Source organism: Brevibacterium sp. UMB1308A (assembly GCF_030230605.1).
Classification (GTDB): domain Bacteria; phylum Actinomycetota; class Actinomycetes; order Actinomycetales; family Brevibacteriaceae; genus Brevibacterium.
The window spans coordinates 237,657-263,263 of sequence record NZ_JASPDO010000001.1; the positions used below are offsets into that span (position 1 = coordinate 237,657).

Annotated in this window: 25 protein-coding genes; 11 read left to right on the plus strand and 14 right to left on the minus strand. The window is 57.2% G+C overall.

The genetic code is table 11. The features are described 5' to 3' along the window. Positions 1 to 79: 79 nt before the first annotated feature. A complete protein-coding gene (locus QP868_RS01145; protein WP_284924676.1) occupies positions 80 to 550 on the minus strand; it encodes a hypothetical protein in 471 nt (156 codons plus the stop codon). Positions 551 to 708: 158 nt separating this feature from the next. Between QP868_RS01145 and QP868_RS01150 the strand changes: the two genes are divergently transcribed. Both QP868_RS01150 and QP868_RS01155 read left to right on the plus strand, forming a co-directional pair. Then, the gene (locus QP868_RS01150) at positions 709 to 1,416 is read left to right on the plus strand and encodes an NlpC/P60 family protein (RefSeq protein WP_284924677.1); all 708 of its coding nucleotides are present in this window, start codon (positions 709 to 711) and stop codon (positions 1,414 to 1,416) included. An 82-nt stretch (positions 1,417 to 1,498) separates the two neighbouring features. Then, the gene (locus QP868_RS01155) at positions 1,499 to 2,485 is read left to right on the plus strand and encodes an HNH/ENDO VII family nuclease (RefSeq protein ID WP_284924679.1); all 987 of its coding nucleotides are present in this window, start codon (positions 1,499 to 1,501) and stop codon (positions 2,483 to 2,485) included. A gap of 81 nt (positions 2,486 to 2,566) precedes the next feature. On the opposite strand, the gene QP868_RS01160 is transcribed toward QP868_RS01155, so the two are convergent. Beyond that, positions 2,567 to 3,094 (minus strand): hypothetical protein, encoded by a 528-nt coding sequence (locus tag QP868_RS01160; RefSeq protein ID WP_284924680.1) that lies wholly within the window; start codon positions 3,092 to 3,094, stop codon positions 2,567 to 2,569. Between the two features lie 145 nt (positions 3,095 to 3,239). Between QP868_RS01160 and purS the strand changes: the two genes are divergently transcribed. The 3 genes from purS (at position 3,240) to QP868_RS01175 (ending at position 5,443) form a co-directional block, all read left to right on the plus strand. After that, entirely contained in the window at positions 3,240 to 3,497 is a 258-nt protein-coding gene (gene purS, locus QP868_RS01165; RefSeq protein WP_284924681.1) for a phosphoribosylformylglycinamidine synthase subunit PurS, read from the plus strand. After that, positions 3,494 to 4,252 (plus strand): phosphoribosylformylglycinamidine synthase subunit PurQ, encoded by a 759-nt coding sequence (gene purQ / locus QP868_RS01170; protein ID WP_284924682.1) that lies wholly within the window; start codon positions 3,494 to 3,496, stop codon positions 4,250 to 4,252. Before purS ends, purQ begins: the two co-directional genes overlap by 4 nt. A gap of 90 nt (positions 4,253 to 4,342) precedes the next feature. Continuing rightward, entirely contained in the window at positions 4,343 to 5,443 is a 1,101-nt protein-coding gene (locus tag QP868_RS01175; protein ID WP_284924684.1) for a DUF6882 domain-containing protein, read from the plus strand. Between the two features lie 2 nt (positions 5,444 to 5,445). Here QP868_RS01175 and QP868_RS01180 read toward each other — a convergent pair whose 3' ends face one another. Beyond that, complete coding sequence (locus tag QP868_RS01180; RefSeq protein ID WP_284924685.1) at positions 5,446 to 5,847, minus strand: hypothetical protein; 402 nt, start codon at positions 5,845 to 5,847, stop codon at positions 5,446 to 5,448. 54 nt (positions 5,848 to 5,901) lie between these two features. Next, a complete protein-coding gene (trhO, locus tag QP868_RS01185) occupies positions 5,902 to 6,810 on the minus strand; it encodes an oxygen-dependent tRNA uridine(34) hydroxylase TrhO (RefSeq protein ID WP_284924687.1) in 909 nt (302 codons plus the stop codon). 161 nt (positions 6,811 to 6,971) lie between these two features. Between trhO and QP868_RS01190 the strand changes: the two genes are divergently transcribed. The 5 genes from QP868_RS01190 to purL all read left to right on the plus strand — a co-directional run bounded on the left by QP868_RS01190 (position 6,972) and on the right by purL (position 12,716). Continuing rightward, positions 6,972 to 8,459: a hypothetical protein gene (locus tag QP868_RS01190; protein ID WP_284924689.1), complete on the plus strand. Its 1,488-nt coding sequence runs from the start codon at positions 6,972 to 6,974 to the stop codon at positions 8,457 to 8,459. Positions 8,460 to 8,507: 48 nt separating this feature from the next. After that, entirely contained in the window at positions 8,508 to 9,074 is a 567-nt protein-coding gene (locus tag QP868_RS01195) for a hypothetical protein (protein ID WP_284924691.1), read from the plus strand. Between the two features lie 2 nt (positions 9,075 to 9,076). Further along, on the plus strand, positions 9,077 to 9,460 hold the full coding sequence (locus tag QP868_RS01200; protein ID WP_284924692.1) for a hypothetical protein: 384 nt from the start codon (positions 9,077 to 9,079) through the stop codon (positions 9,458 to 9,460). Positions 9,461 to 9,489: 29 nt separating this feature from the next. Next, positions 9,490 to 10,281, plus strand: coding sequence for a thioesterase family protein (locus QP868_RS01205; protein ID WP_284924693.1), 792 nt, complete (start codon positions 9,490 to 9,492; stop codon positions 10,279 to 10,281). A gap of 122 nt (positions 10,282 to 10,403) precedes the next feature. After that, positions 10,404 to 12,716 (plus strand): phosphoribosylformylglycinamidine synthase subunit PurL, encoded by a 2,313-nt coding sequence (purL, locus tag QP868_RS01210; RefSeq protein ID WP_284924694.1) that lies wholly within the window; start codon positions 10,404 to 10,406, stop codon positions 12,714 to 12,716. 40 nt (positions 12,717 to 12,756) lie between these two features. On the opposite strand, the gene QP868_RS01215 is transcribed toward purL, so the two are convergent. The 10 genes from QP868_RS01215 to QP868_RS01260 all read right to left on the minus strand — a co-directional run bounded on the left by QP868_RS01215 (position 12,757) and on the right by QP868_RS01260 (position 23,158). Next, the gene (locus QP868_RS01215; protein WP_284924695.1) at positions 12,757 to 13,407 is read right to left on the minus strand and encodes a hypothetical protein; all 651 of its coding nucleotides are present in this window, start codon (positions 13,405 to 13,407) and stop codon (positions 12,757 to 12,759) included. A gap of 1 nt (position 13,408) precedes the next feature. Then, positions 13,409 to 15,616, minus strand: a complete 2,208-nt coding sequence (locus QP868_RS01220) for a S9 family peptidase (protein ID WP_284924696.1) — start codon at positions 15,614 to 15,616, stop codon at positions 13,409 to 13,411. 96 nt (positions 15,617 to 15,712) lie between these two features. Next, complete coding sequence (locus QP868_RS01225) at positions 15,713 to 16,342, minus strand: PaaI family thioesterase (protein ID WP_284924698.1); 630 nt, start codon at positions 16,340 to 16,342, stop codon at positions 15,713 to 15,715. Positions 16,343 to 16,429: 87 nt separating this feature from the next. Beyond that, positions 16,430 to 17,716 (minus strand): adenylosuccinate synthase, encoded by a 1,287-nt coding sequence (locus QP868_RS01230; protein WP_284924699.1) that lies wholly within the window; start codon positions 17,714 to 17,716, stop codon positions 16,430 to 16,432. Between the two features lie 59 nt (positions 17,717 to 17,775). After that, on the minus strand, positions 17,776 to 18,237 hold the full coding sequence (locus QP868_RS01235; RefSeq protein ID WP_284924701.1) for a DUF3151 domain-containing protein: 462 nt from the start codon (positions 18,235 to 18,237) through the stop codon (positions 17,776 to 17,778). A 9-nt stretch (positions 18,238 to 18,246) separates the two neighbouring features. Next, positions 18,247 to 19,068, minus strand: a complete 822-nt coding sequence (locus QP868_RS01240; RefSeq protein WP_284924703.1) for a PI-PLC domain-containing protein — start codon at positions 19,066 to 19,068, stop codon at positions 18,247 to 18,249. A gap of 57 nt (positions 19,069 to 19,125) precedes the next feature. Beyond that, a complete protein-coding gene (locus QP868_RS01245; RefSeq protein WP_284924705.1) occupies positions 19,126 to 20,202 on the minus strand; it encodes a glycosyltransferase family 2 protein in 1,077 nt (358 codons plus the stop codon). Positions 20,203 to 20,216: 14 nt separating this feature from the next. Next, entirely contained in the window at positions 20,217 to 21,020 is an 804-nt protein-coding gene (locus tag QP868_RS01250) for an ABC transporter ATP-binding protein (RefSeq protein ID WP_284924707.1), read from the minus strand. After that, positions 21,004 to 21,852 carry an ABC transporter permease gene (locus QP868_RS01255; RefSeq protein WP_284924708.1) on the minus strand — a complete coding sequence of 283 codons (849 nt, stop codon included), beginning with the start codon at positions 21,850 to 21,852 and terminating at the stop codon, positions 21,004 to 21,006. The genes QP868_RS01250 and QP868_RS01255 overlap by 17 nt, the downstream gene beginning before the upstream one ends. A 58-nt stretch (positions 21,853 to 21,910) precedes the next feature. Then, complete coding sequence (locus tag QP868_RS01260; RefSeq protein WP_284924710.1) at positions 21,911 to 23,158, minus strand: FAD-dependent oxidoreductase; 1,248 nt, start codon at positions 23,156 to 23,158, stop codon at positions 21,911 to 21,913. Between the two features lie 162 nt (positions 23,159 to 23,320). On the opposite strand from QP868_RS01260, the gene QP868_RS01265 reads away from it, so the two are divergent. Then, complete coding sequence (locus tag QP868_RS01265; RefSeq protein WP_284924711.1) at positions 23,321 to 24,874, plus strand: alanine/glycine:cation symporter family protein; 1,554 nt, start codon at positions 23,321 to 23,323, stop codon at positions 24,872 to 24,874. Positions 24,875 to 25,607 lie beyond the last annotated feature (733 nt).

Genomic DNA, 25,607 nt, shown 5'->3' on the forward strand with positions numbered 1-25,607 from the left:
GTTAGTACCTCTTTAGCCGACTTACTGACATGAAGTCCCAGCGCCAAAACGAAAAACTTTCGCCCCAAGGCTAACACCGTCAGGTTGTGATGAAGCATCGCCCGCTTTTGCGCATGCACACTGTTGCTGGTACTGGTTCATGTAACCAGTACCTATAGTAGTTTTCCTTCATTTGCCGAATAGCGTCCTGTTGTTCGAGGGAGTCTGCACTGTTGATTTTGGGTTCAAACTGATTGATCACGTGGCCACCGTTTGCGAAAACTTGCACCCGAACTTGGCGAGGCACCCAATTGGTGTCCTCGCCCCAACCGTCGACAATCATCTCGCCTGACTTCAACCTGGCAACTACTCGCGTATTCAGAGGCGAGAAATCACCTTTAAGTCGCGCGTTTTTGGTGACACTGATATCGACGGCAACGATGTGTCCATCTTCTTGCCAGGCCTTCTTGTCCCACAGGTTACGGATTCGGTGGCCAAAGAACCTCCACCCGAAGAAGATCGCTGCAACCGCGGGCAGAGCTACTTTCCACCAGTCAACTATGGAGTCCATGTATGTTCCTGTTCATTCGTGGGCTAACCGATATGCGCGGTCCATGCACACTTTGGGCGAATCTTAGGCCCCTGTGCCCAAGACTTTTGCGTTGGTGGTCACTACCATTGAATGTGGTTTCCCTCGCTATCCCCACGTACATCACAGGTGAGAACACGATGCACACTGTCACAGCAGCGCACAAGCGTCAAGACACAAGCGAAGACGGCTTCGGAACAGTTGAATTCATCGGTATTACTGTCGTCGTAGCTATCATTATCGCGGGCATATTCGCTTTCCCATGGGCAAAAGAACTCGTTCCTGGAACACAGGCATCTGTTTGTAAAGTGACAACTGGGAACAGCGCTCACCACGCTGACGGCACGTGTGCGAAGGATAACAAGACTTTTGTTCAGGCCAGCGAAGCCCAACCATTACCCGATGATCAGCCTAAACCTGATGCAGCAGGCACAAAAGACCGCCAGGAGATCATCAAGCGCGCCAATTCGTGGGTAGAACGAGGCGTTCCATACTCGATGGAGGCCTACACAAACGGCCCCGACGGCAAGCCGTACCGCACAGACTGCTCAGGTTTCGTCTCCATGGCATGGGGGTTGGATCACAGCTACAGCACGGTAACGCTCCCGCAGGTAGCACACCCGATTTCTAAAGACGAGCTTCAGCCAGGAGACATTCTGCTGAAGGGTGGCCCAGGCACTGAGGGCGCCAACGGTCACGTGGTCATCTTCAACGGGTGGACAGACGAATCACGCACTTCGTACTACGTCCTTGAACAGGCCGGTGGAACCGGCGCAATCGCACGCACGGTCCCATACCCTTACGCTGGCGACAACTCATACCGACCATACCGCAAGAACGGCTTGTAACCCCCCGCTCCTTCTCAGCTCTTACCCCTTTAACTTCTCAACTCAATAAATACCCACCCACGAGTACTCAAGGATCCCCGCCATGAGCACGCTACATTTGCGCGTAAAAAAGCTGGCCCAAAAGGGCCAAGGAAGCATTGAATACATTGGCATCGCAGTCATCGCGGCCATTGTTATAGCTGGCATCGTCGCCACACCTATTAAGAGCCTCATTTCAGACGGGATGGCCAAGGTAATTTGCCAGGTCACCCATGGAGTCGACCATTACTCTGCGGAGGGTACGTCGCCAACTCCCCCGCTTGTAGCCACCGTCTCAACACCTGCATCAGCCGAGGTGCTTGCCGGAGAATGCCCATTGGTGTCAGGCAAAACCGACAGCAAATCCACAGCAGAAGCCAAGAGCGCCCAGGGCAAAAGCTCTGACTCCAAGAAGTCTGACAAGAACTCCGAAAAGAGCTCAAACAAGAACTCTGGTAAGAGCAAAGACTCAGGAAAGTCGAGTGGCTCCAAGAGCGACTCTCAGAAGGACGGCAAAGACAGTTCAAAGTCAGGCAAAAAGGAAAACCCAGTCAAGGGTGAGCCCGCTGATGTGAGCCCGCAGGGCTTTGACGGTCCTTTTGTCAAAGGTAAGGACGGCTACGTCTATGACGGTGAAGGAAACCGAGTCCCTTACTCGAATTCGAAGAGAAGGCCTAGTTACGCTGACGGCCAGGTCGAAGAAGTCTGGAAGCAGTCACGCGACAAGCAGCTGGAAGAAATCAAGAACGGCAAACTAAAGCCTGATGAAAACGGTTTCGTCCCTAAAAAGCTCGAGAAAGACGAGATCTATGTCAAAGACATCGATGACAACTGGAGATCAGTCAAATGGAAGCCTGGTCAGAATCGTGGGGGCAAGTGGGACATGGGCCACAAAACAGGACACGAGTTCCGCAAGACGCACAGTGACTACATGAACGGAAATATCAGTAAAGACGAGTTCCTCAAGGAATATACGGATCCCAACAACTATAAAGTTGAGGACCCCAAACGCAACCAGTCCCACATTGACGAGGACAAATCCGACCAATAGCAACGACCAGGAAACGTGGGAGGGTATGCACTGCGCGCGCATACCCTCCCACACCTTTAGGCGCGTAATCGCTTACAACGCTCAGTAACCTTTAGTCTTCAAGAATTCATCAAGAACATCGTGCTTTCCAGATGCCGCGTCCACGCACATTCTGAGCCATTTGCCAACCGTGTTGACCGGGTTTCGTTTACTTGATGGAAGCTCCAGATCAAGTGCATCTGCCCCAAACAAGGCTTCATACACAGGGCGACGTTCTTCATCGCCGTCAGCATCGATCTCCACCGCTAATCGCAGTACCAAAGCGCCTTGTCCGTTGCGGAAGTTGACGTCCGCGCCACCGTCCACCAGGCGCTTAACCAGTTCACAGTCACCTTCACTCAAGTGGTCATGTCCACCCAAAAGAAGTGACAGAGTGTTCTGCCCTTCTTCTACCGCACACGGGTCAGCACCTTTGTCCAACATGTCACTACTGATTCGAAAACGCGCATCTGCGTCACGGTTGATTAAACCACCCAAAAGCATGTCAGTGACATCATTGTTCTCAGCATCAAAAACTTCACAAAACTCTTCGTATGAACCGTTCCGGGCAACATATAACGGGCTCGCCATTGTGACTCCTTAGGGATATAGGGGGTATGCATTCTCAACTATAGGGGGCGCCCGCGCTCACTGCTGCCACCAAGCACCGCCGGTTGATAGACTTCACATGAACTGTGGCGGGTTTCCCGCCTCCCACCTGCATCCAAGGAGCACCATGGGACGTGTAGTCGTCGAGGTCATGCCAAAGCCTGAAATTCTTGACCCCCAGGGCAAAGCAATTTCGCAAAGCCTGGAACGTTCAGGCGTGAGCGGTTTCGATGTTCGTCAGGGAAAGCGCTTCGAACTCACCATCCATGAAGAAATCACCCCCCAAGTTCTTGAGCAGGTCAAGCAGGTCGCTCAGGACCTCCTTTCCAACCCAGTCATCGAAGACGTGGTGGGCGTTTACGAAGTCACCGGTGATGCCCAGTGACCACCGATCAGCTCATTGGCGCACCGGTCTCAACGACCTCGGCACCTGAAGCCCAGGGCCTTCGAGTGGGTGTTGTGACGTTCCCCGGGTCCCTTGACGACCGTGACGCCGCCCGCGCTATCGCGCTTTCCGGTCCCGAGGTCGTCCCACTCTGGCACGCCGACACCACCTTGGCATCGGTCGACGCGGTAGTCCTGCCAGGCGGGTTTTCCTACGGCGACTATCTGCGTTGCGGTGCAATCGCTGCACGTTCGCCCATCATGGAAGCGATCGTTGACGCCGCTAAAGGTGGCCTGCCAGTTCTGGGTATTTGCAACGGGTTCCAGATCCTGTGCGAATCGGGCTTGCTCCCCGGTGCGCTGGTGCGTAATGACCACCAGCAGTTCATTTGCCGTGACCAGAAACTGCGGGTAGAAAACGCGAACACCGCGTGGACCAGTTCATATGAGCAGGGCCAGGTCATCACTGTTCCACTCAAGAACGGTGAGGGAAGCTACCAAGCTGACCAGCACACGCTTGACGAACTTGAAGCTGAAGGCCGGGTTGTTTTCCGCTACGAGGGCTACAACCCCAACGGTTCCCAGCGCGACATCGCCGGCATCACCAACACTCAAGGTAATGTCGTTGGCCTTATGCCACACCCCGAACACGCTGTTGAGGCTGGGTTCGGTTCAGCCGTTGGGAGCGACATGGGTGCTGGTGTCGACGGCCAGGGGTTCTTCACCTCGGTCATTGCGCACCTGACCCGGGCGTAAGCCCGCGTACCGCACGCAAACGTAAGCCAGGCGCCCAGCACTGTCACAAACCCACATTCTTCCCCCCGAGCGTCAACCAGGAAGGACACCATGAAAGAAAGTCCAGCACTCACCGACCTTGTCGTCTCAGGCGTGTTCATCTCAACAGAAGCTCAGTGGGTTTTTGAACGCACCACCGCCAACTCCGATTACGACTGGAATGTGGACTTTTCCGACGCTCCACTCATTGAACTGTCCGGTGAGCACGGGTTTACTGGCCGCCCCCACATGATTGGGTCCACCGATTCCAACTACGACACTTTCCGCTGGGGTTGGTCGCCGGATAACGACTGGAAAGAACCCGCGATCGCGCTTTCCCGCAAAGTGCGCGAATACGGGGCTGAACACCAGATCCCAGAGTTCACCGACCCCGAATTCGACACGCACGACGACCAAGCCCTGCGCATGGTCATCGCTGCAAAGGTCATCACCGGCCACCTGTTCCACGTCCCACTTCCCGTGGGACCCGCGACCGCGTGGCTCATTGTGGATGCCCCGCAGCTGCAGTTGGGTGAGCCTGAAATCCGGCCGGTTGTGAAGGCTTTGGCCGCTGGCTTGTCTGTCACCGACATCCCCAACCACCGCACGGCCATCCAAGAGTACGGACGTCTGCGTGGCTTCCACGTCGTTGAGAACGGCGACGGCTTGCGCATGCTGCTAAAAGACGGTTCAGCCGACCTCACGTTCGACTCTCTCAACCGTCTCACCAACTGTCAGGTGACCCAGCCGCTCAGTGACGAGGCTGCGGAGCAGCTCAGTGCCGCTGGGGTCGCTGAACCCCAGTTGGTCCGCGTTGAGGTTGAGGACGCACCGCCGGTTGAGGAGTCGCAGGCCCCCACCGCCGAGGTGGTTGCCGAGCCAGAGCCGAGTGTCACCTCGGGCGCGGAAGACTCCGCCGAACAGGTGCTCCCACAGACGGCTGCCGTGGAAGACGAAACCGTTGCGGACGTGCCCGTCCAGGAACCCGCCGCCGAGGTCGTCGAAGAGCCAGTCGCATCTGTGCCAACCGAGCCCGAACCTGTTGCTCCGCGTGAAGCTGAACCCGTTGAACAGCCCTCGGTTAAAGAAGAGCCTGCACCGGAACCTACACCTGAAGCAGAGAAGCCGAAGAAGAAAAAGAAGGGCTTCTTTGGTCGCTTGTTCGGGCGTTAGTTCTAGCCCAACTTTTCGACGAACCACACTCGGCTTGTGTCGTGTGGCAGGTACTTCACGGGGTGAACTTGACCTTCTGCGAATTCGTTTTGGTTCCACGCCGCAAAGTCGATGAGCGCTTCAGCATATGACTGGAATGTGAAGCCGTCTGGTGTTCTCACGACAACGGTGAACGTGCACAGTCGTCGTGTGCCCCGCGCAATGGTTCCCCCGAAAGTCTGATACACCGTGAGTCTGCGTTCAACGATTGTGGCCATGCCTTGAGGGGCAGTCAGGAGTTGTTGGCGCAACTGTGGATCCGGTTTGCCTCGCCGGTTCGCTGTGCGCACCATGACGATGACCCAGATGATCTCCGGTGTCAACACAACAGCGCATATGAAAAGCACAATCATCGCGGTCTTCATGATCGTCTCCTTTGCAGAACCGGACCGCTCACCGGACCAGTTGCCTCAGTTTGGTTACTGGGTGGCCGAGGTGGCTAGGTCCGCCTGCTCGCATGAATCGCAGTTCGGGTGTTCGTTGCGTTCCGTGCAGTCTTCGCACCGCAAGAACTGTTTGCGGCAACTCAAGTTTGCGCAGTTCACGAAGATGGGCGTGTGGGTGCCACAGGAAACGCATGTGCCCAACGACTCAGCCCCGTCACCAAACTCCATGTGCATACGCTTGTCGAACACATACAGCGAGCCGTCCCACAGGCCGGAGTTGCCGTAGGTCTCGCCGTAGCGCACGATTCCGCCTTCGAGCTGGTACACCTCTTCAAAGCCACGGTTCTTCATGAGAACGCTGAGCACTTCGCAACGGATTCCGCCGGTGCAGTACGTGACGACTGGCTTGTTTTTCAGGTCGTCGTATTTGCCGGATTCGATTTCGGCAATGAAGTCACGCGTCGTTTCTGTGTCTGGCACAATCGCATTCTTGAACTTCCCGATCTGCGCTTCCATCGCGTTGCGCCCGTCGAAGAACACCACGTCGTCGCCGCGTTCTTCGACAAGTTTGTGGAGCTCACCGGGTTTGAGGTGCACTCCCCCACCTTCAACGCCTTTATCTGTGACCTTGATTTCTTCCGGCCGGGTGAACGTGACCAGTTCGGGGCGCACCTTTACTGACAGACGGGGGAAGTCGTCACCTTGGCCGTTCGACCATTTGATGTCTGCCTTTTTAAATGGCGCGTAGCTCTTGGTGGTCCGCACGTACCGCTTAACGTCGTCGATGTCTCCACCCAGAGTCGCGTTGATGCCGTCTGGTGAAATGATCACGCGACCCTTAAGGTTGCAGTTTTCAGCCAGGGCAAGTTGCCACAGTTTGACCGCTTCGGGGTCGGCTAGCGGAGTAAAAACATAGAACAGAACAATCTTCGTGACGGACATGCCACCAATTTTATCGCCTATGGGTGGTGCAACACGGACCGCAAGGTTTTGGGCCCTATTTTGAACCCATGGACCCCATCGCAAGGTCGGCATGCAAAGTAAAGTGAGGGTATCCCCTTGAGAATCTGATTTGAGTCCCCACCCCTGGAGTTATAGTTGCCATGAAACTAAAAACCCTGCGCCAACGCGGTCAAGGAACAATCGAGTACATTGGCATCGCAGTAGTAGCCGCGATCGTCATCGCCGGGCTTATCGCAACACCCATGGCACCTAAGATGGCGGAGACTATTGACAAAGCTATCTGCACAGTCTTTAGCGGTGCACAATGGAACGAAGCATCGTGTGGTGAAGCCCCTGAGGACAAAGTCGTTTGTGAAGTATCGACGCACGAATATGGTCGAGTTGCCGACGTCAGCGTCGACGTCAAGGCTGGCAAGGGCAGTGCACGAAAGGGAGCAACCGTTCAACTCGTCGAAACCAACGACGGCTGGGAAGTCGTGATCAGTTCGGATTACGGAGCTAGCGTAGGAAAAGGACTCGGCAAGGACAAAGGTAAAGACAAGGGCGGAGACAGTTCCGACAAAGGTGACGACCAAGACGGTGGCGTCGAAATTAAGCCTGAGGTTAACGCCGAAGGTGAGATAAACGGTGACTACTCCTACAGCAAGGTTTACAAATTTGACAAGGATAACGAAGAAGGCGCTAGGGAAGCTTTCGAAAGAGCCAAGAAGAACGTTGACCACGGAGACGCTCTCAATCCTTTCAAACCCACACAACCTTTTAACGGCTTTGAGGAACCTTCGGAGGAAATGCACAAGTTTCGTCTGAACGGCCAAGTAAACGCTGATTTCGATATATCGGTTTCTGATAAGGGTGACGACGCGCAAAAGCCGAACTCCAGCAACAGCGACGGAAACGACAGCGATGGGAAAGACAGCAGCGGGGAAGACAGCAGCGGGGAAGACAGCGGTAGCATCAAGATTTTGGAGAAGCTCAAAGCCGGTGTAAGTGGGAATGCAGAGCTTGGCGCAGAAGGCGCGGTCTCTCACAATCACGACGAGGGAACTAAGACCATTTACGTTCAAGTCGACGGTGGACTTGAAGGTAAAGCAAACCAGGAATTCCTTGGTACTGCAGGCGCTAACGCTCATGGCGCTACCCTACTGGCGGTCACTATGAAAGAAGATACGGACGAAATCGTCAACATCACATCGCGCACGGCTTATAACGCAGATGCCGGCGTGAACGGCGCGGAGGACATCGTAAACCAGTCGGTTGTCACCGCGTCAATTAACACCGACACCCCTGAAAAGCGCAAGCAAGCGCTGGAAGCCATCAAAAACCTCGATAACCCAATGAACCGCTATCACAACGGTGGCAAGGACGAAAACCCAAGCAAGTACACCATGTCTGACCTTTTCTATGACCATGGCAAACTCACTAAGCAGGAACGCCGAATAACGTCTGAAGAAGCCGAACAGGAAATGGATTGGTTCCGCGAAGGCACGAACTTCCTCACGAGTACTTTCGCTGATCAAGAAGTGTTTGGTCAATCTGAGTCCACAACAGACGCCTCGACTACTAGCTTCCAAGTCATGGACGAGAATGGTAACTGGGTAGCCATGCCTGAATGCGTCGCTGGTGGGTAACATGTCAATGGATCGTCAGACTTTCATCGCACTTAGGAAAGAGATCAAATGAAGACTCAGGCGTTCAAGCTTATAGCTCTATCCGCTATCGTCGCCCTTCTCAGCTCATGCGGAATAGGTAATGCGGGTGTGACAAATGAACCCGACAACTCCAATGAACAGCGGATTTCCGAGGGACGTATTTCAGTTGTCGTCCCCAAAGAATGGTCCAAAAATCCAGACTTTAAACCGACCTTCACTGGTTTCACAACCTCTTGGGCAAATTCTCACGAAGATCCCACTGACATCGTCCGGATGAGTTCGGATCAGGGTCAGGGGCCCAATGCAGAGGCCAATATGGGGTACTTTGAAGCGAACGCAATGTTCAAATCTACACACGGACCAGATTTCAAATTGGGCAATTCAAAAGACCTAGACATCAAGAACGCCACCCAAGCGAAACTCACCACCTGGACAACCATTGACAAGTCTGGTCGCACTGTAAATGGCGCGTGGGTGTTTGTGTCCGCTGACGATGATCCGGCTGTGGGAGGCGTCGAAATCATGGCACTAACACTGACTAAAGACGAAATCAATGACATGATTGATTCGATCCAGTTCGACCCGAGTAAATAATTATGCTGTCGTTTGCCAAATCCTTTCTCGGCGGACTTTTTGCCTTTATCGTTTCCAACCTCGCGCTGATGATCGTTTTTAAGCTAGTTGAAAGCTGGTGGTTTGCGGTTCCTCCGGTGCTATCCGGAGCGGTCGCTGCGTTTGTGGCATTCTGGACTGACCTGGAATCACGCACCAGCACCTGGCTTGCTGTGGCTTTGCCCTCCGCGCTCATGGCCTGTTTTACAATCATCATGGGCGTTGTGAATGGGATAGAGTACCCGCTATGGCAGATGGCTTACATGGTCGTTGCCAACGCTTTAACTGCCGCCATAGCTGGTGGGCTTGTCTTTTTGGTAGTTCATTTGATTTACGGCGGGTCGGAGCATATAGAGGAACCTGTCTGAACCGGACCAGACACCGTTACAGTGAAGCCATGGACTCATACTTCAAGCGCACCGGCACGCACCAATACACGGCCACCCAGCTCACCTCGGGAGCATGGAATGTCGAAGAACAACACATCTCCCCCACCCTGGGGCTCGCCACCCACATCATCGAAACCGACCTTCACGCCCGGCGTGATGACCCCATGGTGATCGGCAATCTCAAATTCGACATCCTGGGTGTCGTACCCATTGGCGCATACGACGTCGACGTCCGCGTGATCCGCCCCGGACGCACAATCGAACTCGTCGAAGCCACCCTCAATCACGGCGAGCGTACCATCGTCATCGCCCGCGCCTGGCTCATGAAACCAGGCGACTCCTCCTCCGTAGCCGGGACAGCACTCAGCCAGCTACCACCTCGGGAACATATGGAACCTTACGCCCCGCACATTGACTGGCAGGGCGACTACCTCAAAACTTACGAAGGTTTCCGCACCCAGCAAGAGCCCGGCCGGGCACAGGTGTGGCAGCGCACCCACGCCGACCTCGTAGACGAGTCCTACAGTGCCCTCGCCCGCTCAGCCGGGATGCTCGACGTCGCCAACGGGCTATCCGTACGCCAAGACCCAACCCAGGTCGCTTTCCCCAACGTGGACCTCGACATCCACTACTTCCGCGTCCCGGACTTCGCCCACCAACCCGGGCAGCCTTCAGACTGGCAAGGCTACGACGTGACCGTGAGCTTTGGCGACGGCGCGCTGGGCCTCACCCACACGTGGGTCCACGACCAACACGGCCCGTTCGCCGCCGTCACGCAGTGCCTGACCGTCCGGCCGTAGTTGCCCTTACCCAACCACACCCGCAACGACCTCGGCCGTGGTCCCTCAAAGCGCCCCTCACCTCCTGCAACAGGTAGACTTCGCAGTAAGACGTATGGACGTGCCATCAGAAAGGGATCCCTATGGCAAGCGCTGCTGACAAGCGTGTGAAAGAAACAGTTGAGTACGCCGCTGCACACCCCGAGGTCGAGCAACCATACGCGGAACTTGGACTGAAAGAAAACGAATACGAAGAGATCAAGAAGATCCTGGGCCGCCGCCCCACCAGCGCGGAACTGGCCATGTATTCGGTCATGTGGTCAGAGCACTGCTCATACAAGTCCTCCAAGGTGCACCTGCGCAAGTTTGGCGAGCAGGTCACTGACGAAATGAAGAAGAACCTGCTCGTAGGCATGGGTGAAAATGCTGGTGTTGTGGACATCGGTGAAGGCTGGGCTGTAACGTTCAAGGTCGAATCGCACAACCACCCGTCCTACGTTGAGCCCTACCAGGGTGCCGCCACGGGTGTTGGCGGTATCGTTCGCGACATCATCTCAATGGGTGCCCGCCCCGTTGCCGTCATGGACCAGTTGCGTTTTGGCCGGATCGACCACCCGGACACGGCACGCATGGTTCACGGCGTAGTCAGCGGAATCGGCGGTTACGGCAACTGCTTGGGCCTGCCCAACATTGGTGGCGAAACCATCTTCGACCCGGTCTACCAGGGAAACCCACTGGTCAACGCACTGGCCGTGGGTGTCATGAAGCACGAAGACATTCGCCTGGCCAACGCTTCTGGTAAAGGCAACAAGGTTGTGCTGTTTGGTGCCCGCACGGGTGGTGACGGAATCGGTGGCGCTTCGATCCTAGCGTCTGAGTCCTTTGACGACACCAAACCGTCCAAGCGACCTGCCGTCCAGGTGGGTGACCCGTTTGCTGAAAAGGTTCTCATCGAGTGCTGCCTGGAACTGTTCCAGGCCCAGGTAGTCGAAGGTATCCAGGACCTTGGCGCGGCCGGTATTTCCTGTGCCACGTCTGAGCTTGCCTCCAACGGTGACGGTGGAATGCACATTGCCCTGGACGACGTTCTGTTGCGCGACCCCACGCTCACCCCTGAAGAGATCCTCATGAGCGAATCGCAGGAACGCATGATGGCGGTTGTCACGCCTGAAAACCTGCAGCGCTTCGAAGAAATCGCGCAGAAGTGGGAAGTCGAGTATTCGATCCTGGGTGAGGTCACGGACACTGGCCGTTTGGTGATCGAATGGCACGGCGACGTGATCGTGGATGTGCCACCCCGCTCTGTCGCTCACGACGGGCCGGTGTATGACCGCCCGTATCAGGAGCCTTCATGGACCGCCGAGGTGCGTGCCAACACCGTACGTTCCGCCGGCTTGTCGTACCCAACAGGTGGCTCCGAGCTGGGCAACACGGTCATCGAGATGGCCAAGTCGCCTAACCTGTCCAGCCGCGACTGGATCACTAAGCAGTACGACAAGTACGTGCAGGGGAACACGGCCATGGCCTTCCCTGACGACGCTGGCGTGATCCGCGTGAACGAAGAAACCGGTTTGGGTATTGCCCTGGCAACGGATGCCAACGGCCGGTACTGTTTCCTTGACCCCGCCCGAGGTGCTGCCCTGGCGCTCGCGGAAGCGCACCGTAACGTGTCGACGGCAGGCGCCCAGCCTTTGGCTGTGACTGACTGTCTGAACTTTGGGTCACCTGAGGACCCTGAGATCATGTGGCAGTTTGTGCAGGCCGTCGATGGGCTTGCGGCTGCGTGTAAGGACCTAGGTATCCCTGTCACCGGCGGTAACGTCAGCCTGTACAACCAGACTGGTTCCGCAGCGATCCACCCAACGCCTGTTGTAGGTGTATTGGGTGTGTTTGACGATGTTTCACGACGCACCCCGTCTGGATTCCGCGAGGCTGGTCAGACCATTTACTTGCTGGGCACCACGTACGACGAACTCGACGGTTCCGCGTGGGCCGATGTCATGCATAACCACTTGGGTGGTGTCCCACCGGAGTACCGCCCGGAGCAAGAGAAGGAACTGGCTCAGATCCTCATCAACGCCTCCCGCGACGGCATGATCGACACTGCTCATGACCTGTCTGAAGGTGGCCTGTCGCAGGCGCTTGTCGAAGCATGTGTGCGCTTTGGCATGGGTGCTCGCGTGTGGCTTGACGAGGTGTGTGAACGTGACGGTATCGACCTGTTCACTGCGCTTTTCTCCGAGTCGACAGCACGCGCTATCGTGGCAGTTCCACGCTCCGAAGAGGTCCGTTTCAAGGACATGTGCACCGCGCGCGGTTTTGCGTTTGCACGTATCGGAATGACTGATGCGGGCCCGTCCGACTCAGCTTCGCTGGAGCTGGTGGACCACTTCTCCTTGCCGCTGGATGAACTTGCCAGTGCGCACGGCGGAACCTTGCCACGCCTGTTCGACTAGAAGAGAGTTAGCTAGCCCCGCCGACACTGGCCCTGTGTGGCTACCATCCGATCCTGTCGGACGCGGAGAATCCTGACCCACCGTCTGTGTTGGACGCTCCAGCTGTCATGTAGCGCCCAACCAGAACAACACCGGTAAAGATCACGATTTTCACCAACGCCGGCAGCACGACGCTCGCAGCTAAAGCGCCTGATGACGCTTGAAGAGCGGCCGCTGCGCCGCTTACTCCGAAGCTCACCACTGCAGACAGCACGGTGTTGACGATCGTTGCAACAAGCGCCACGGCGAACATCCACGGCGCGTGGGACGCTGCAACCACCCACGCGCTGAGAAGGAGAAAGAATCTCACTGCTGAAAGAACGTGGGAAAACGCCACGACAAGCATGATGTTGCCACTCGAAGACATAGCGTTGAGCAGAACAACTGCTAGCGGCCAGCTTATAACCGACACAGCAACCAGCAGCGCGGCAACTGCTTGTCGCGCGGGCTTACCCCATGCCAGCAATAGCACTGCTGCGACCCCCGCAACCAGGGATACCAAGCCGGTCACGAGACCTGCTGGGCTGATCCCGCCCAAGCTTTCCTGCTGTGGAACAACGTGAAACACCGTAAGCAACGGCTCTACTACGCCTGCAATGAAAATGACCAGGAAAAGCAGGTACGGGACCACAAACGGCACAGGCGAGCGCATTTTACTTAACCTCGGTTAACCCCAGCGTGTCCAGGACCCACGCATATTCGAATGCCCGGTCTTTCCACGTGCTGTACCGGCCAGAGGCTCCACCGTGGCCGGCCACCATCTCTGTTTTCATGATGACATCGGCCCCCACTTCACGCAGGCGCGCAACCCATTTAGCCGGTTCGACATAGAGCACACGAGTGTCGTTCAAACTGGTGATAGCCAGGATCTTGGGATACGGGTGTTCTCCCACGTTTTCGTATGGCGCGTACGACTTCATGTACGCGTACACCTCGGGATCGTGCAACGGGTCACCCCACTCTTCCCACTCGATCACGGTCAGCGGCAGTTCCGGCATCAGAACCGAGGTGAGCGGGTCCACGAACGGCACCAGCGCACAGATCCCGGCGTACTGGTCAGGAGCTTCGTTCGCAATGACTCCCATGAGCAGCCCTCCAGCCGAGCCACCCAGCGCCACGGTTGTTTCCGGAGCGCTCACACCTGTTGCGTGCAAATGTTTGGTTGCCGCGATGAAGTCGCTAAACGTGTTCTTCTTGGTAAGCACTTTGCCGTTGTCGTACCAGTGGCGGCCCATTTCGCCGCCACCGCGCACGTGCGCAACAGCCCACACCACGCCGCGTTCCATCACGCTGAGGCGGCTGACAAAGAAGTTCGGGTCAGCTGAGACTTCGTAGCTTCCGTATCCGTAGATCACCATGGGGGCCGAGGTCGTCCCCACCCCGTCCGTCCCCGGGGCCCAGCCTGTGGGTACCTTCAGCGCATTCCACGCGAGAGACACCGGGATCTTTTCGCCATCTTCGGCCGTCGCCCACACGAGTGCCTGGCGGTACTGACTGAAGTCGATTCCACCCAGAACTTCCTGCTGTTTCAGAACGGTTTTCTCACCTGTCCGGGTGTCCAGCTGGAACAGGGTGGGTGGAGTGATGAACGATTCGTAGCTCAAGCGCAAGGTCGGCTGCGCGAATTCGGGATTGGCCCCGGTTTCCATGGTGCCGATGGGTTCGTCCACTTTGACTTCTTTCAGCGGACCTACGCCAGGGATGGGGCCCTGCCCGGTATCTGCCGCAGCCTCTGCCACCTCGGCGATTTCCATGACCCCCACCCGTGCGAACCCGCCGGACCGGTACGTCACCGCCAAGAAGTCTTCGAACGCCTCCACGTGTTCGACCCGCATGCCGTCCGTGGGCGGGATGAGGGGTTCCGAGGCAGCAAGCACCGACTGCGTGTCAGACGCATTCAGGTCGACCGGCACCACGATGGCTTCCGAGTCCGGGGTGTTGCGGTCGTGCACAATGACGAACCGGTCCTTGCCTGCGATCACCGCGTGGTCGACCGCGTAGGACACGCCGTCTTCGCGGTCCCACACGGGGCGTGGCTGGGCCTGCAAGTTGGACACGGGGATCATCCACGCACTGGATGTGAGTTTCGAACCGGCAACGATCATCAAGTATTCGTGCGAGCGTGTGAAACCGGCGCCTACGAAGAAACGTTCGTCGGGTTCGTGGAAGATCTTCTGTGGCTCGGTCTCAGCACCAATCTGGTAGCGCCACACGGTGTCGGGCCGCCACGCTTCGTCGACCGTGGTGTAGAAGATGTAGTTGCCGGTGGGGTCGATGAACGCGCCGGCGAACGTGTTCTCAATCGTGTCGTCGAGGTCTTCACCGGTGTGTACGTCGCGGACCTTGACGGTGTAGCGTTCGTCCCCGGTGTAGTCGGCAGACCACACCAAAAGTTTGCCCGCTTCGTCCAGGCTGAACGCGCCCAGGGAGAAGAATTCGTGACCGTCAGCCTCAGCGTTGAGGTCCAAAATAACTTCTTCGTTTTCGCCCGGTTCGTCATCAACCCGAGGTGGCACCCACGCGTCCGGGTGGTCCAGTGGCAGGGCGGGCACCCGGCTCATGACTGGGTAGTCTTTGCCTTCAAATGTGCGGGTGAGCATCCAGAAGTTGCCCCGGCGCACCGGCACCGACATGTCGGATTCCTTGGTGCGCGTCTTGATTTCGTTAAAGATGTCGTCGCGCAGGCCGTCCAGGTGCGCGGTTCGTGCTTGGGTGTACGCGTTTTCGGCCTCGATGTGGGCGATGACGTCTGGGTTGTCTTTGTCGCGCATCCATTCGTATGGGTCAACGAATGTGTCGCCGTGGTGGGTGCGTTCAGAGGGGACTTTTTTCGCTACGGGCGGTGTCATTTCTGAGGTCATGGCACCACACTACCCGCGTCACCGCCTCTGTGAAGTGAAACACGGTCTTAACGGTGTCCGAGTTTAGCGATGACCGGGGGTTACCGGTGACCGGTTTTAGCGGTGTCCGGGTTTCAGCGCGACCCACAGACCTTCGACGGTTGTACACACGGTGTCTTCCCACACGAGTTCGCCGCGCACATAGATTTTGCGGCCGTCCACTTTTTCGATCCACCCGCGCATGGTGAGGTCCACGTCGACGGGTGTTGGTGCACGGAACTCGGTCTTAATGTATGCGGTCCGGCAATAGGGCTGGTCACTAGCCATAATCATGTAGCCCAGGCCTTCGTCGAACGCCAGGGCTTGCGCACCTCCGTGAACCACCCGGTTCGCACCCAGGTAGAACGCGCCAAACCTCAAGTGAACGCTAAAGACACCGTCGTCATCCTTGTGTGCCTGCGTGAACTTTGGCAAGAGCGCTTGGCCGCGCTGTTTGTCTGACCGGCTCACTCGCCACAGGCGGTGCAGTTCATCGGCCTCGTACTGTTCTGCACTCTGGTTGATGGCGCGCAAGTGTTCGGTGATCTGGCGAATCTCATCCACCGGCGGGTTCGCCCGCGCAATCAGGTCCTGGGTGCGCACGAACTCGTGGATCATGTCTGACCACGCTGCCACTTGTTCAGGATCGCGTTTCACCTTTTTCAGCGCTTCGAGTGCTTCAAACGCGTCCATTTCAGACAGTGCCATCGTGTTCCCTTCACAATCACGCCAATGTGGAGCCACCGGCAAACACCCTCATGTGGGGTGAGTCACACCGGTGGCTGTACAGCGATCCTAGTCGAGAAGTTCGTGTCGAACGATCGATTGTTCGCGATCCGGACCTACTCCAATCACGCTCATGCGGCACCCGGACATCTTTTCCAGCGCCAGCACGTAGTTCTGCGCGTTTTCCGGCAGGTCCTCAAACTTACGCACACCCGAAATATCTTCTTTCCATCCAGGGAAGGTTTCAAAAATGGGCTTCGCGTGGTGAAAGTCGGACTGGTTGTCAGGCATTTCGTCAAAGCGTTCGCCGTCCACGTCGTAGGCCACGCACACCGGGATTTCGTCCAACCCGTCAAGCACGTCCAGTTTGGTGAGAACGTAGTCGGTGAATCCGTTGACGCGTGCTGCGTAGCGGGCAATGACGGCGTCGTACCACCCACACCGCCGAGGTCGTCCCGTGTTGACCCCGAACTCGCCTCCCGTTTTCTGGAGGTAGATTCCCATATCGTCAAAAAGTTCCGTGGGGAACGGCCCGGCACCCACGCGGGTGGTGTATGCCTTCACAATTCCGATCACGCGAGAGATGCGGGTGGGTCCTACGCCAGCGCCCACGACAGCGCCTCCGGCACTGGGGTTTGAGGAGGTGACAAACGGGTAGGTTCCGTGGTCAACGTCGAGCATGGTGGCTTGGCCACCTTCCATGACGACCACTTTGCCTTCGTCAAGTGCCTGGTTGAGAAGCAGCGATGTGTCGCACACGTACGGGCGCAAGCGTTGCGCGTAACTGAGGAAGTATTCGACTGTTTCCTCTACTTCGACTGCGCGGCGGTTATACACCTTGACCAGCAGTTCGTTCTTCTGGTCAAGTGCGCCTTCGATCTTTTGGCGCAAAATCGATTCGTCGAAAATGTCTTGAACGCGAATGCCCAAGCGGGCGACTTTGTCGGAGTACGTGGGGCCGATCCCACGCCCTGTCGTACCAATTGCACGCTTGCCCAGGAAGCGTTCTGTTACCCGGTCGAGCACTTGGTGGTAAGGCGCTACCAGGTGGGCGTTGGACGAGATTTTCAGCTTCGACGTGTCCGCTCCACGGCTTTCGAGCATGTCGATTTCTTGGAACAGTGCTTCCAAGTTCACGACAACCCCGTTACCAATCACGGGCACGACGTTGGGTGAGAGGATCCCTGCGGGCAGCAGCTTAAGTTCGTACTTTTCGCCTCCGACCACTACCGTGTGGCCCGCGTTGTTTCCTCCGTTTGGTTTTACCACGTAGTCAACGCGGGTTCCCAGAATATCTGTGGTCTTTCCTTTACCTTCGTCGCCCCATTGAGCGCCTACGACCACGAGTGCTGGCATGAGTGTTCCTCCACACGAGAAAATATGTCCGGGTTAAGTGTATCGGCCCGGGTGAAAACCTAGTTTTCGGCCTCGATCTCAGCCAGGGCCTCAGGGTCTGATTCCCGCAAGAATTTCTCTACGCGCTGTGCTTCTTCAGCTTCGCCGATCCCCGCTGCTGCGCGTCCCAAGGCGTAGAGCGAGCGCAAGAATCCGCGGTTGGTTTCGTGGCTCCATGGGATTGGGCCTGCACCCCGCCAACCGGCGGCACGTAAAGCGTCGAGTCCACGGTGGTAGCCCACGCGCGCATATGCGTAGGAGTCCACCAGGCGTCCTTCGTCAAAAGCTTCGTTGGCTAGGAGCGCCCACGCAAGGCAGCTCGCCGGGTGATCCTTTGCAATGTCCAAGGGTTCGTGCCCAGCTTCTGCCAGCCTCGCCACTTCCGTGTCTGGGTGGTCTGCTGGGAGGAAGGTAGGCTGTGGTCCCAGTTGCTGTGCGTCTAGGTTGCCAATGCGTACGGGTTTTCCAATGGGCTGGTTCATTGTGCCTCCTCAGTCGGTTTTGACCGACGACGGTTGAATACTGAATGGGTTGCCAGAAAATGCTCCGTAGAAACCTTGTGTGGCCAGTTCAGACAGGTGGTTGGGGTCGTTCACCCCGTGTGCCCAGACCTTGAGTCCGGCTTCCACATATGGTTGCGGGTCGGTGTCAGCGTCAATCTCCACCATGTCCGCACCCGTTTGTTTGAGCTCTTCGGGTGAGCCTTGTGGCTTGGATACGAGTGATGCGATGTTTTCATCCTGCGCCACTTTGAGGACGTCAGAGTTTTCTGAACGGAAGATCACGGATTCGATTTGTGAGTGCTTCTTCACCAGTTCGGTTACGTCGCGGGCGTCGTTCTCTGCCTCGAGCGTGAAAACAAAAACGGTTGCTTTTCCGTACTCTGTCAGCGCCTTTTCAATGGTGAGCGGAGAACTGGGCTTCCCGTTTTCCCCAGGTGGGGTGATTTGCGCGTTCAGGAATTCCTCTGACGTGACTTCGCTTATGGGCTTTTCGATTCCCATGCGTTCAGAAAGAAGACTGTCCGTGGCAGCAACCAGCACTCCATCGGACGTGCGAGCCACAGGAAGTTCCGGCAAGTATCCAAACTTCGCCATTTCTTCTACCGCAAACTCCGAGGTGGGAGGATAGAGATCTTCCCCGGCTGCGTACCCGGCTACGACCGGGGTTTTGAGCATGTCCACGGTGAGCGGCGGGACGGGTTTGAGCCAGTTGAAAATAACAACGGCGAGCACTGCAACAACAACAATTGCACCGGCGATAAGCGGGGCGAGCGTTCGCCGTTCAGAATTGCTTTCAGGTGAGCTTGGCACACTGGTCCTTTCTCTGCTCTACCCATGGTATTGGGTGGCACACTGAAGCCAAACAGCCTACCGGCTACGGTCGACGTTGTCTTTGTTTGCTCCAGTGACAAGGCCCCTCAGGAATCCCGAACCCCACGCGATGTGCATGGTGGGTAAAACCAGCGCAAACCATGCTTTCTCGCGCACTCCTGCGTCCTTTTGGCGCAAAGCGTTCGCAACGATTGCGCCCACGTACGCGCAACTAGGGATGTGCACAAGTGAAGTGAAACGAGCCAACCACGTGGGCCAGCGTTTGGTTGTCCCAGTCAGTTGCGCCACCGTCTCAAGAACAGCCGCGCTGAGCCCAATGACCAGAATGGGTGGCATGAAATACCGGATGCCGTTCTTAGAACCGTGGCGACGCACAATTTCGGCCCGCCAAATACCGGTCGCATAAAACTGTTGGACCAGTTTCTTCCACGTGGTCCGGGGCCAGTACGTGACCTCCATGCGCGGGTTAAACCAGACCTTTCCACCCGCTTCTCGGATCCGCAGGTTCAACTCCCAGTCCTGCCCTCTACGCAGGGTGGAGTCGAAACCGCCTAAGGTGTCGAACACCTCGGCCCGGAACGCCCCTAAATACGCCGACTCAGATTCCTGCGCTTCGTCACCCGAATGATACGCAGGTCCACCCAGACCCAAACGGGACATGTAGGCGCGGGCAACAGCCTTCTGAAAGGCCGTCTTCCCTTGGGCCTGCATGAGTCCTCCACAGTTCGCGGCCCCGGTTGTCCGCAGGGTTTCAACCGCTTCACGCGTGTACGTGGCACTCAGCTGCGAGTGTGCATCCACACGAATGATGACCGGGTACTGCGCTTTGGCCACTGCGAGGTTCAACCCAGTTGGTGTGTCCCCGGATGGGTTATCAACCACGGTCAGGCGAGGGTCGCGGATGCTGGCGGCGACCTCGGCGGTGTTATCCGTGCACGGCCCCATTGCCACGATCAGCTCCTTGGGCCCCGGATAGTCCTGGTCGAGGACCGCGACGACGGCCCCACGCAGGCTGTCTTCCTCGTTGAGCACAGGCATGATGTACGTGATGCCCGGGGTCTGCTCTAAAGGCGGGAGAGCTTCTGGGCTGAGCGCGTGTTTCTGCGACCTCACTTGTTGGCGTGACCTCACTTGTTCGCTTCGTATTCGCGGATGACCGAATCGGCGTCTCCGTCGGCGCGCAGATCGCCTTTTTCAATCCAAATGGCGCGGTTGCATGTGTCGCGGATCGAACGCATCGAGTGCGAAACGAGGAACACCGTACCAGCGTTTTCGCGGATCTCACGGATCCGGTCTTCTGACTTCTTTCGGAACTTCCGGTCACCAACGGACAGTGCTTCGTCCACGATGAGGATTTCGTAGTCTTTTGCGGTCGCAATTGCGAACTTCAAGCGCGCGGACATTCCAGATGAGTACGTGCGCATGGGCATGTCAATGAATTCGCGGATGCCAGCGAAGTCGACAATGTCGTCATATCTCTCTTCGACTTCTTCACGCGTGAGCCCCATGGCCAGCCCACCCAGGATGACGTTTTGCCCTCCGCTGAGGTCTGGAATGAGCGCAGCACCCACACCCAGAAGGTTGGGGCGGCTTTTGGCGTACACAGCACCTCGGGTGGCGGGGATCAGCCCGGTGATGGCGCGCATGAGCGTGGATTTACCTGAGCCGTTTGACCCGATGATTCCAATGGATTCGTTGGCGTTGGCCACAAAGGACACGCCTTTGAGTGCGTGAACGATTTTGAACTTGCGGTTGCGTTCGAGGAACCCTTTAGTGCCACCTCTTTTGATGCGTTTACCCGTGGCCATGGTTTTGTACTCGATGTGCAAATCGTCAACGATGACCACCGGGTTGTCAGCAGCGAGCGACCCCGTGTTGTTTTCTGCGAGGACGCTTTCCGGTTGCGTTTCCGGGTTAGTCTTCTCGTCCATAACGCTCCTCCGCCTTCCAGAAGAACCACGTGGCGATTGAGATGACGACAGTCGCCCAGATGCCGAACCTCCACCAGTAGTCCCACGGGATTGAGTACTCCTCCAGGATAATTCCGCGAGCCAGTGACAGCATTTCGTACATGGGGTGCCAGTCGAAGATTGCGCTGAGCACGGGGCGTCCCTCAAGGCGTGGTTGCGGGTCAAAGAACACGCCCGAGGTGTAAAAGACCATGCGTGAAATGTAGGGGGTGATCTGGCTTAAGTCCCGAAAGTGGACGGTGAGGCGCGCGAAGATGAACGCAACGCCCTGGTTGAACACCCAGAAGATCCCCACCAGGGGGATCAGCAGCAGCCAGGTCACGTGCGGGCGAGCGCCACCAAAGATCGCAATGATGATCATCAGCGCCAGCGTGGGGGTGAAGTTGATGAGGTTTTGCATCACCGTGGCGATAGGCAGGACTGCGCGTGGGAACGGCAGGGACTGCACCAGGGACATGTTGTGGATGATGGATTTTCCGCCCACGTTCATGGAGGAGTTGAAAAACTCCATGCTGAACACGCCGATCACCAGGTAGGGGACGAAGTTGTCGGGTCGTGACCCAGCCAAAATGAATCCGAATACCAGGCCGTAGATGAGGGCCGAGAAAATGGGGCGCAACAGCACCCACAGCATGCCCAAACGGTTTCTCTGGTTTTCCGAACGGATACGGTAGAGCGCCAATGAAAATGTGAAATCGCGTCGGCGCCACACTTCCCGGAGGTATTCCCACAGTGACGGCCGCGCCCCGACTCGTTCGAGCCCGTGAGCGGCAGCCAGCTCAGCAGCATTCATTGACGATTAACTTTCATAAGCGAATAACGACAACCCGATTCTAAAGCAACAGCCCAGTTTAACGGCTCGCCCAGGTCCGCATGTCAAAAGACTGATCAGCATCACTTCTGTGTGGTAGGTCCTGGCTGGCTAAAACGCGCTTGGCCGCGTTATGTGCGCCGGGGTTGTTCAGAGTTTCAACGCGCGCAAGGGTGTTGTCAGGGGTGAAGAACAGCCATTGGGCACGGTGGGTTGGGTCGCCCAGCAGTACCGGCTCACCGTTGGTTGCGCTCAAGCTTTGGCCGGCGGTGAAGATGCGTAACGGTCCTTGGAACGACCAGTGCCAGGGGACGTCGGTCCAGGTGGCGCCTTGAGTGGAAGCCCTTTCGCCTGTGGCCTGCTCGCCCAACACCGCGCCCAGCCAGCGTCCCATGGAAGTGGCGGCCGCCTCGGCGGGTTCGATCCCCTTCATAGGACCTTCCTCTATGCGCGCGCAGTCCCCTATTGCGTACACCCCGGGGAATCCCGCGACCTGCAAGTCGGGGCCCACCGGGTAGCCAGCATGGGTGGTAGCCAGGTTGCCGGAATGTACGGACTCCAAGTTGCGCCCCGCGTTAGGCAAGGCGGGCCCGGCCGAGGTCGCCCCCACTGCCGCGAACCAAAGTGGGTGTTGCGTTGGGTCGGGTTCAGGGGTGTGGGGCACGAATGTAACGGGTTCATGCAGAGCCATAACAGCTTGAGCGAGCTGAGCGCTGACTTTAGGGAGGGGCCGGTCGCCACGCAGGTAGACGTGTGGTCGGTGTCCGGCATCAGCGAGTCCGCGCGCAATCTCCAGAGCCAGGAACCCTGAGCCCAGAACCCCCACCGAGGTGCCCGGCTCCAACGCGTGAATGGCCTGGTGAGCGCGGGTGGCGGAGGCACGGTCGTGCACGGTAACCGCGTCAAAGGTTGGTGTACGAGGGGTCAAGCCGGTGGCGTAGACAACGGCGTCGGCGGGTAGCTCCCCGGCTGAGGTTTCCACGATGTAGCGAGCGCGGACACTGGGTTCTGCGGGGCGGGCTTCGCTGGTTTCACTTGCTTCGCGCACTTCGCTCACGGTCGCTTGCACACGAACCACGTTTTCGCCCGTCATGTGCGGCACTAGAGAAAGCTCTTCGGCCGCTAGGGACTTCGACAACGGCGGGAGCTCTACTGGCTGTTCAAGCGGATCAACTACCGTGACACTGCATTCAGCGGGGAGATCAGGGTGGGTCGAGGCAACAGTTTGGACGAACGAACGGGCGCAGGCCGTGCCCGCAGCTCCGCCTCCAATAATGACGACGCGCATACTTCATGCTTACACCGCAACCGCTACGCCGCATAAATCTTCAGGAACTTTCAAGCGGAATTTGACGCAGATCACACTTTGGGGGTTTTATAGTGACGTCTCGCACATTCTCAAGCTTGCGATACACACTTTTCTTTTACCGAACCTGTCCAAGGAGTTTCTATGGATGCGGTCGTTACCGCCATTAACGACGTAGTGTGGTCGCCTGCGCTCGTTTACTTATGTTTGCTTGCTGGCCTGTACTTCACGATCCGTTCCCGGGTTGTGCAGTTGCGCAAGATCGGCGCGATTTTCACGTACATGTTCAGTGGCAAGGGAAGCGACTCTGGAGTTTCCAGCTTCCAAGCGCTCGCCATGTCGCTGGCTGGGCGTGTGGGAACGGGTAACATCGCCGGTGTTGCTACCGCCATTGCCTTCGGTGGCCCCGGCGCCGTGTTCTGGATGTGGATCGTTGCGTTCTTTGGTGCCTCAACGTCGTTCGTCGAATCGACGCTGGGTCAGATTTATAAGGAACGTGACCGCGACACCGGTGAATACCGAGGTGGTCCCGCGTTCTTCATCGAACGCGCCTACCGTCACACCAAGGCTTCGGGCCTATTTAGTGTGTACGCGATGGTGTTCGCGTTCGTCACCGTCGTGGCAATGAGCTTCCTGCTTCCGGGAGTTCAGGCGAACGGTATTTCCTCAGCAGCCGAAGCGGCATGGGGCTGGCCCAAGTGGATTCCAGCCGTCATCATCACGATTCTTCTGGCCTTCATTATTGTTGGTGGAATTAAGCGCATCGCTACCTTCGCATCTCTGGTTGTTCCGTTCATGGCAGTGATCTACATCGTGGGCGCGATCGTGGTTGTGTTCGTCAACGCTTCCCAGATTCCTGCTGTTATCACACTCATTGTGCAGTCTGCCCTTGGTGTGGACTCCACATTTGGCGCCATGTTGGGTGTTGCAGTTTCGTGGGGTGTTAAGCGTGGTATTTACTCCAACGAAGCTGGTCAGGGAACCGGTCCTCACGCAGCTGCCGCGGCCGAAGTTTCACACCCGGCTAAGCAGGGTCTGGTGCAGGCAGGTTCGGTGTACATCGACACCTTGTTCGTGTGTTCAGCGACTGCGTTCATGATCCTGTCCACGGGAATGTACAACGTATTCTCGGACTCGGCGGGCGAGGAACTGTTCCACGCAGGTCCCGGAAACCTCCCGGTAGATACCGAGGTGGGGCCGGCCTTCGCGCAGAACGGGTTCGACACTGTGATTCCTGGCCTTGGTTCGTCGTTCATCGCAATCTCACTTGGCTTCTTCGCGTTCACCACCATCGTGGCCTACTACTACATGGCCGAAACCAACTTGGCGTTCTTCCTGCGTAATGTTGAAAACGTGCGTGTTCGCCAGGTGGGCTTCCGATTCCTGCAGCTGTTCATTCTGGTTGCGTGCGTTGTTGGTGCAACGACCAGCTCAGGTTCCGCTTGGGCCCTGGGTGACGTGGGTGTGGGCCTCATGGCGTGGCTTAACATCATCGCGATTCTGATTCTGCAGCAGCCTGCGTTCAAGATTCTGCGTGACTTTGAGCGTCAGCGGAAGGAAGGGAAAGACCCAATCTTCCGCCCGTCCGAGGTGGGAATCGCCAACGCTGACCTGTGGGAAGAGATCGCGGATAACTGGGAGCGTGGCACGCCCGGAAAGAACCCGGCTGAAGAAGCTCAGCTTCCCGACTCAAAGTAAATAGCCTGTGAAGTCTCGGGACATCGTTCACTCGATGTCCCGAGATTTTTTTGTGTAAACGACCTATGCGGTTATAGCTCCGGGTGGTTTAGCTTTGCGCCATTTCGTCTGGGGCGGCTACCCTTCCCGAGGTGGGTCCTAGCTACCCCGCAACTCTCTACCACCTCGGGCAGGGGGTTGGCTCACATGCGCTGTCTACCACCTCGGGGAGGGGAGTCGCCTGTGGGTCCGGCGCTGCCTGGGGTCGGGGAGTCGCCGTAATGCGTCGTTTGGCTACAGTCGAGTTCGATTTTGACGCTCGAGTGTATCCAAAAGAGCCCAAAACTGTGTCGCACATCACTATTTGCGGGTGCTTTGGGGTTGTTTGGCTACAGTCCACAAATTGGACTGTAGCCAAACGCGTTCTTAGGACCTAGGTGGGGATGCCTTGCGTGTTAGTGCGACTATCGCGAGTTACCCACCACAAGAGAGATGTTTTTCGTGCGCTGTGTTGGGTAACTAGGCGATTTTGGGCCGAAAACGTGAACAAAACGAACAAAAGGGGCGTGTAGTCAACACACCGTTTTGAGCTGTGGTGGGTAAATGAGGTCGGAGCATGTGGTGGCGCGGCACCTGCTTGGTGGGTCATGTCTGCCTGGTGCATCGCATCTGTTTCGCAGAGCAGTCCAAGTGAGGTGCCCCGGGTGGTTTAGCTGTGACCAGACAGCGCAAAGCGAGCGAGACTACGCATTAT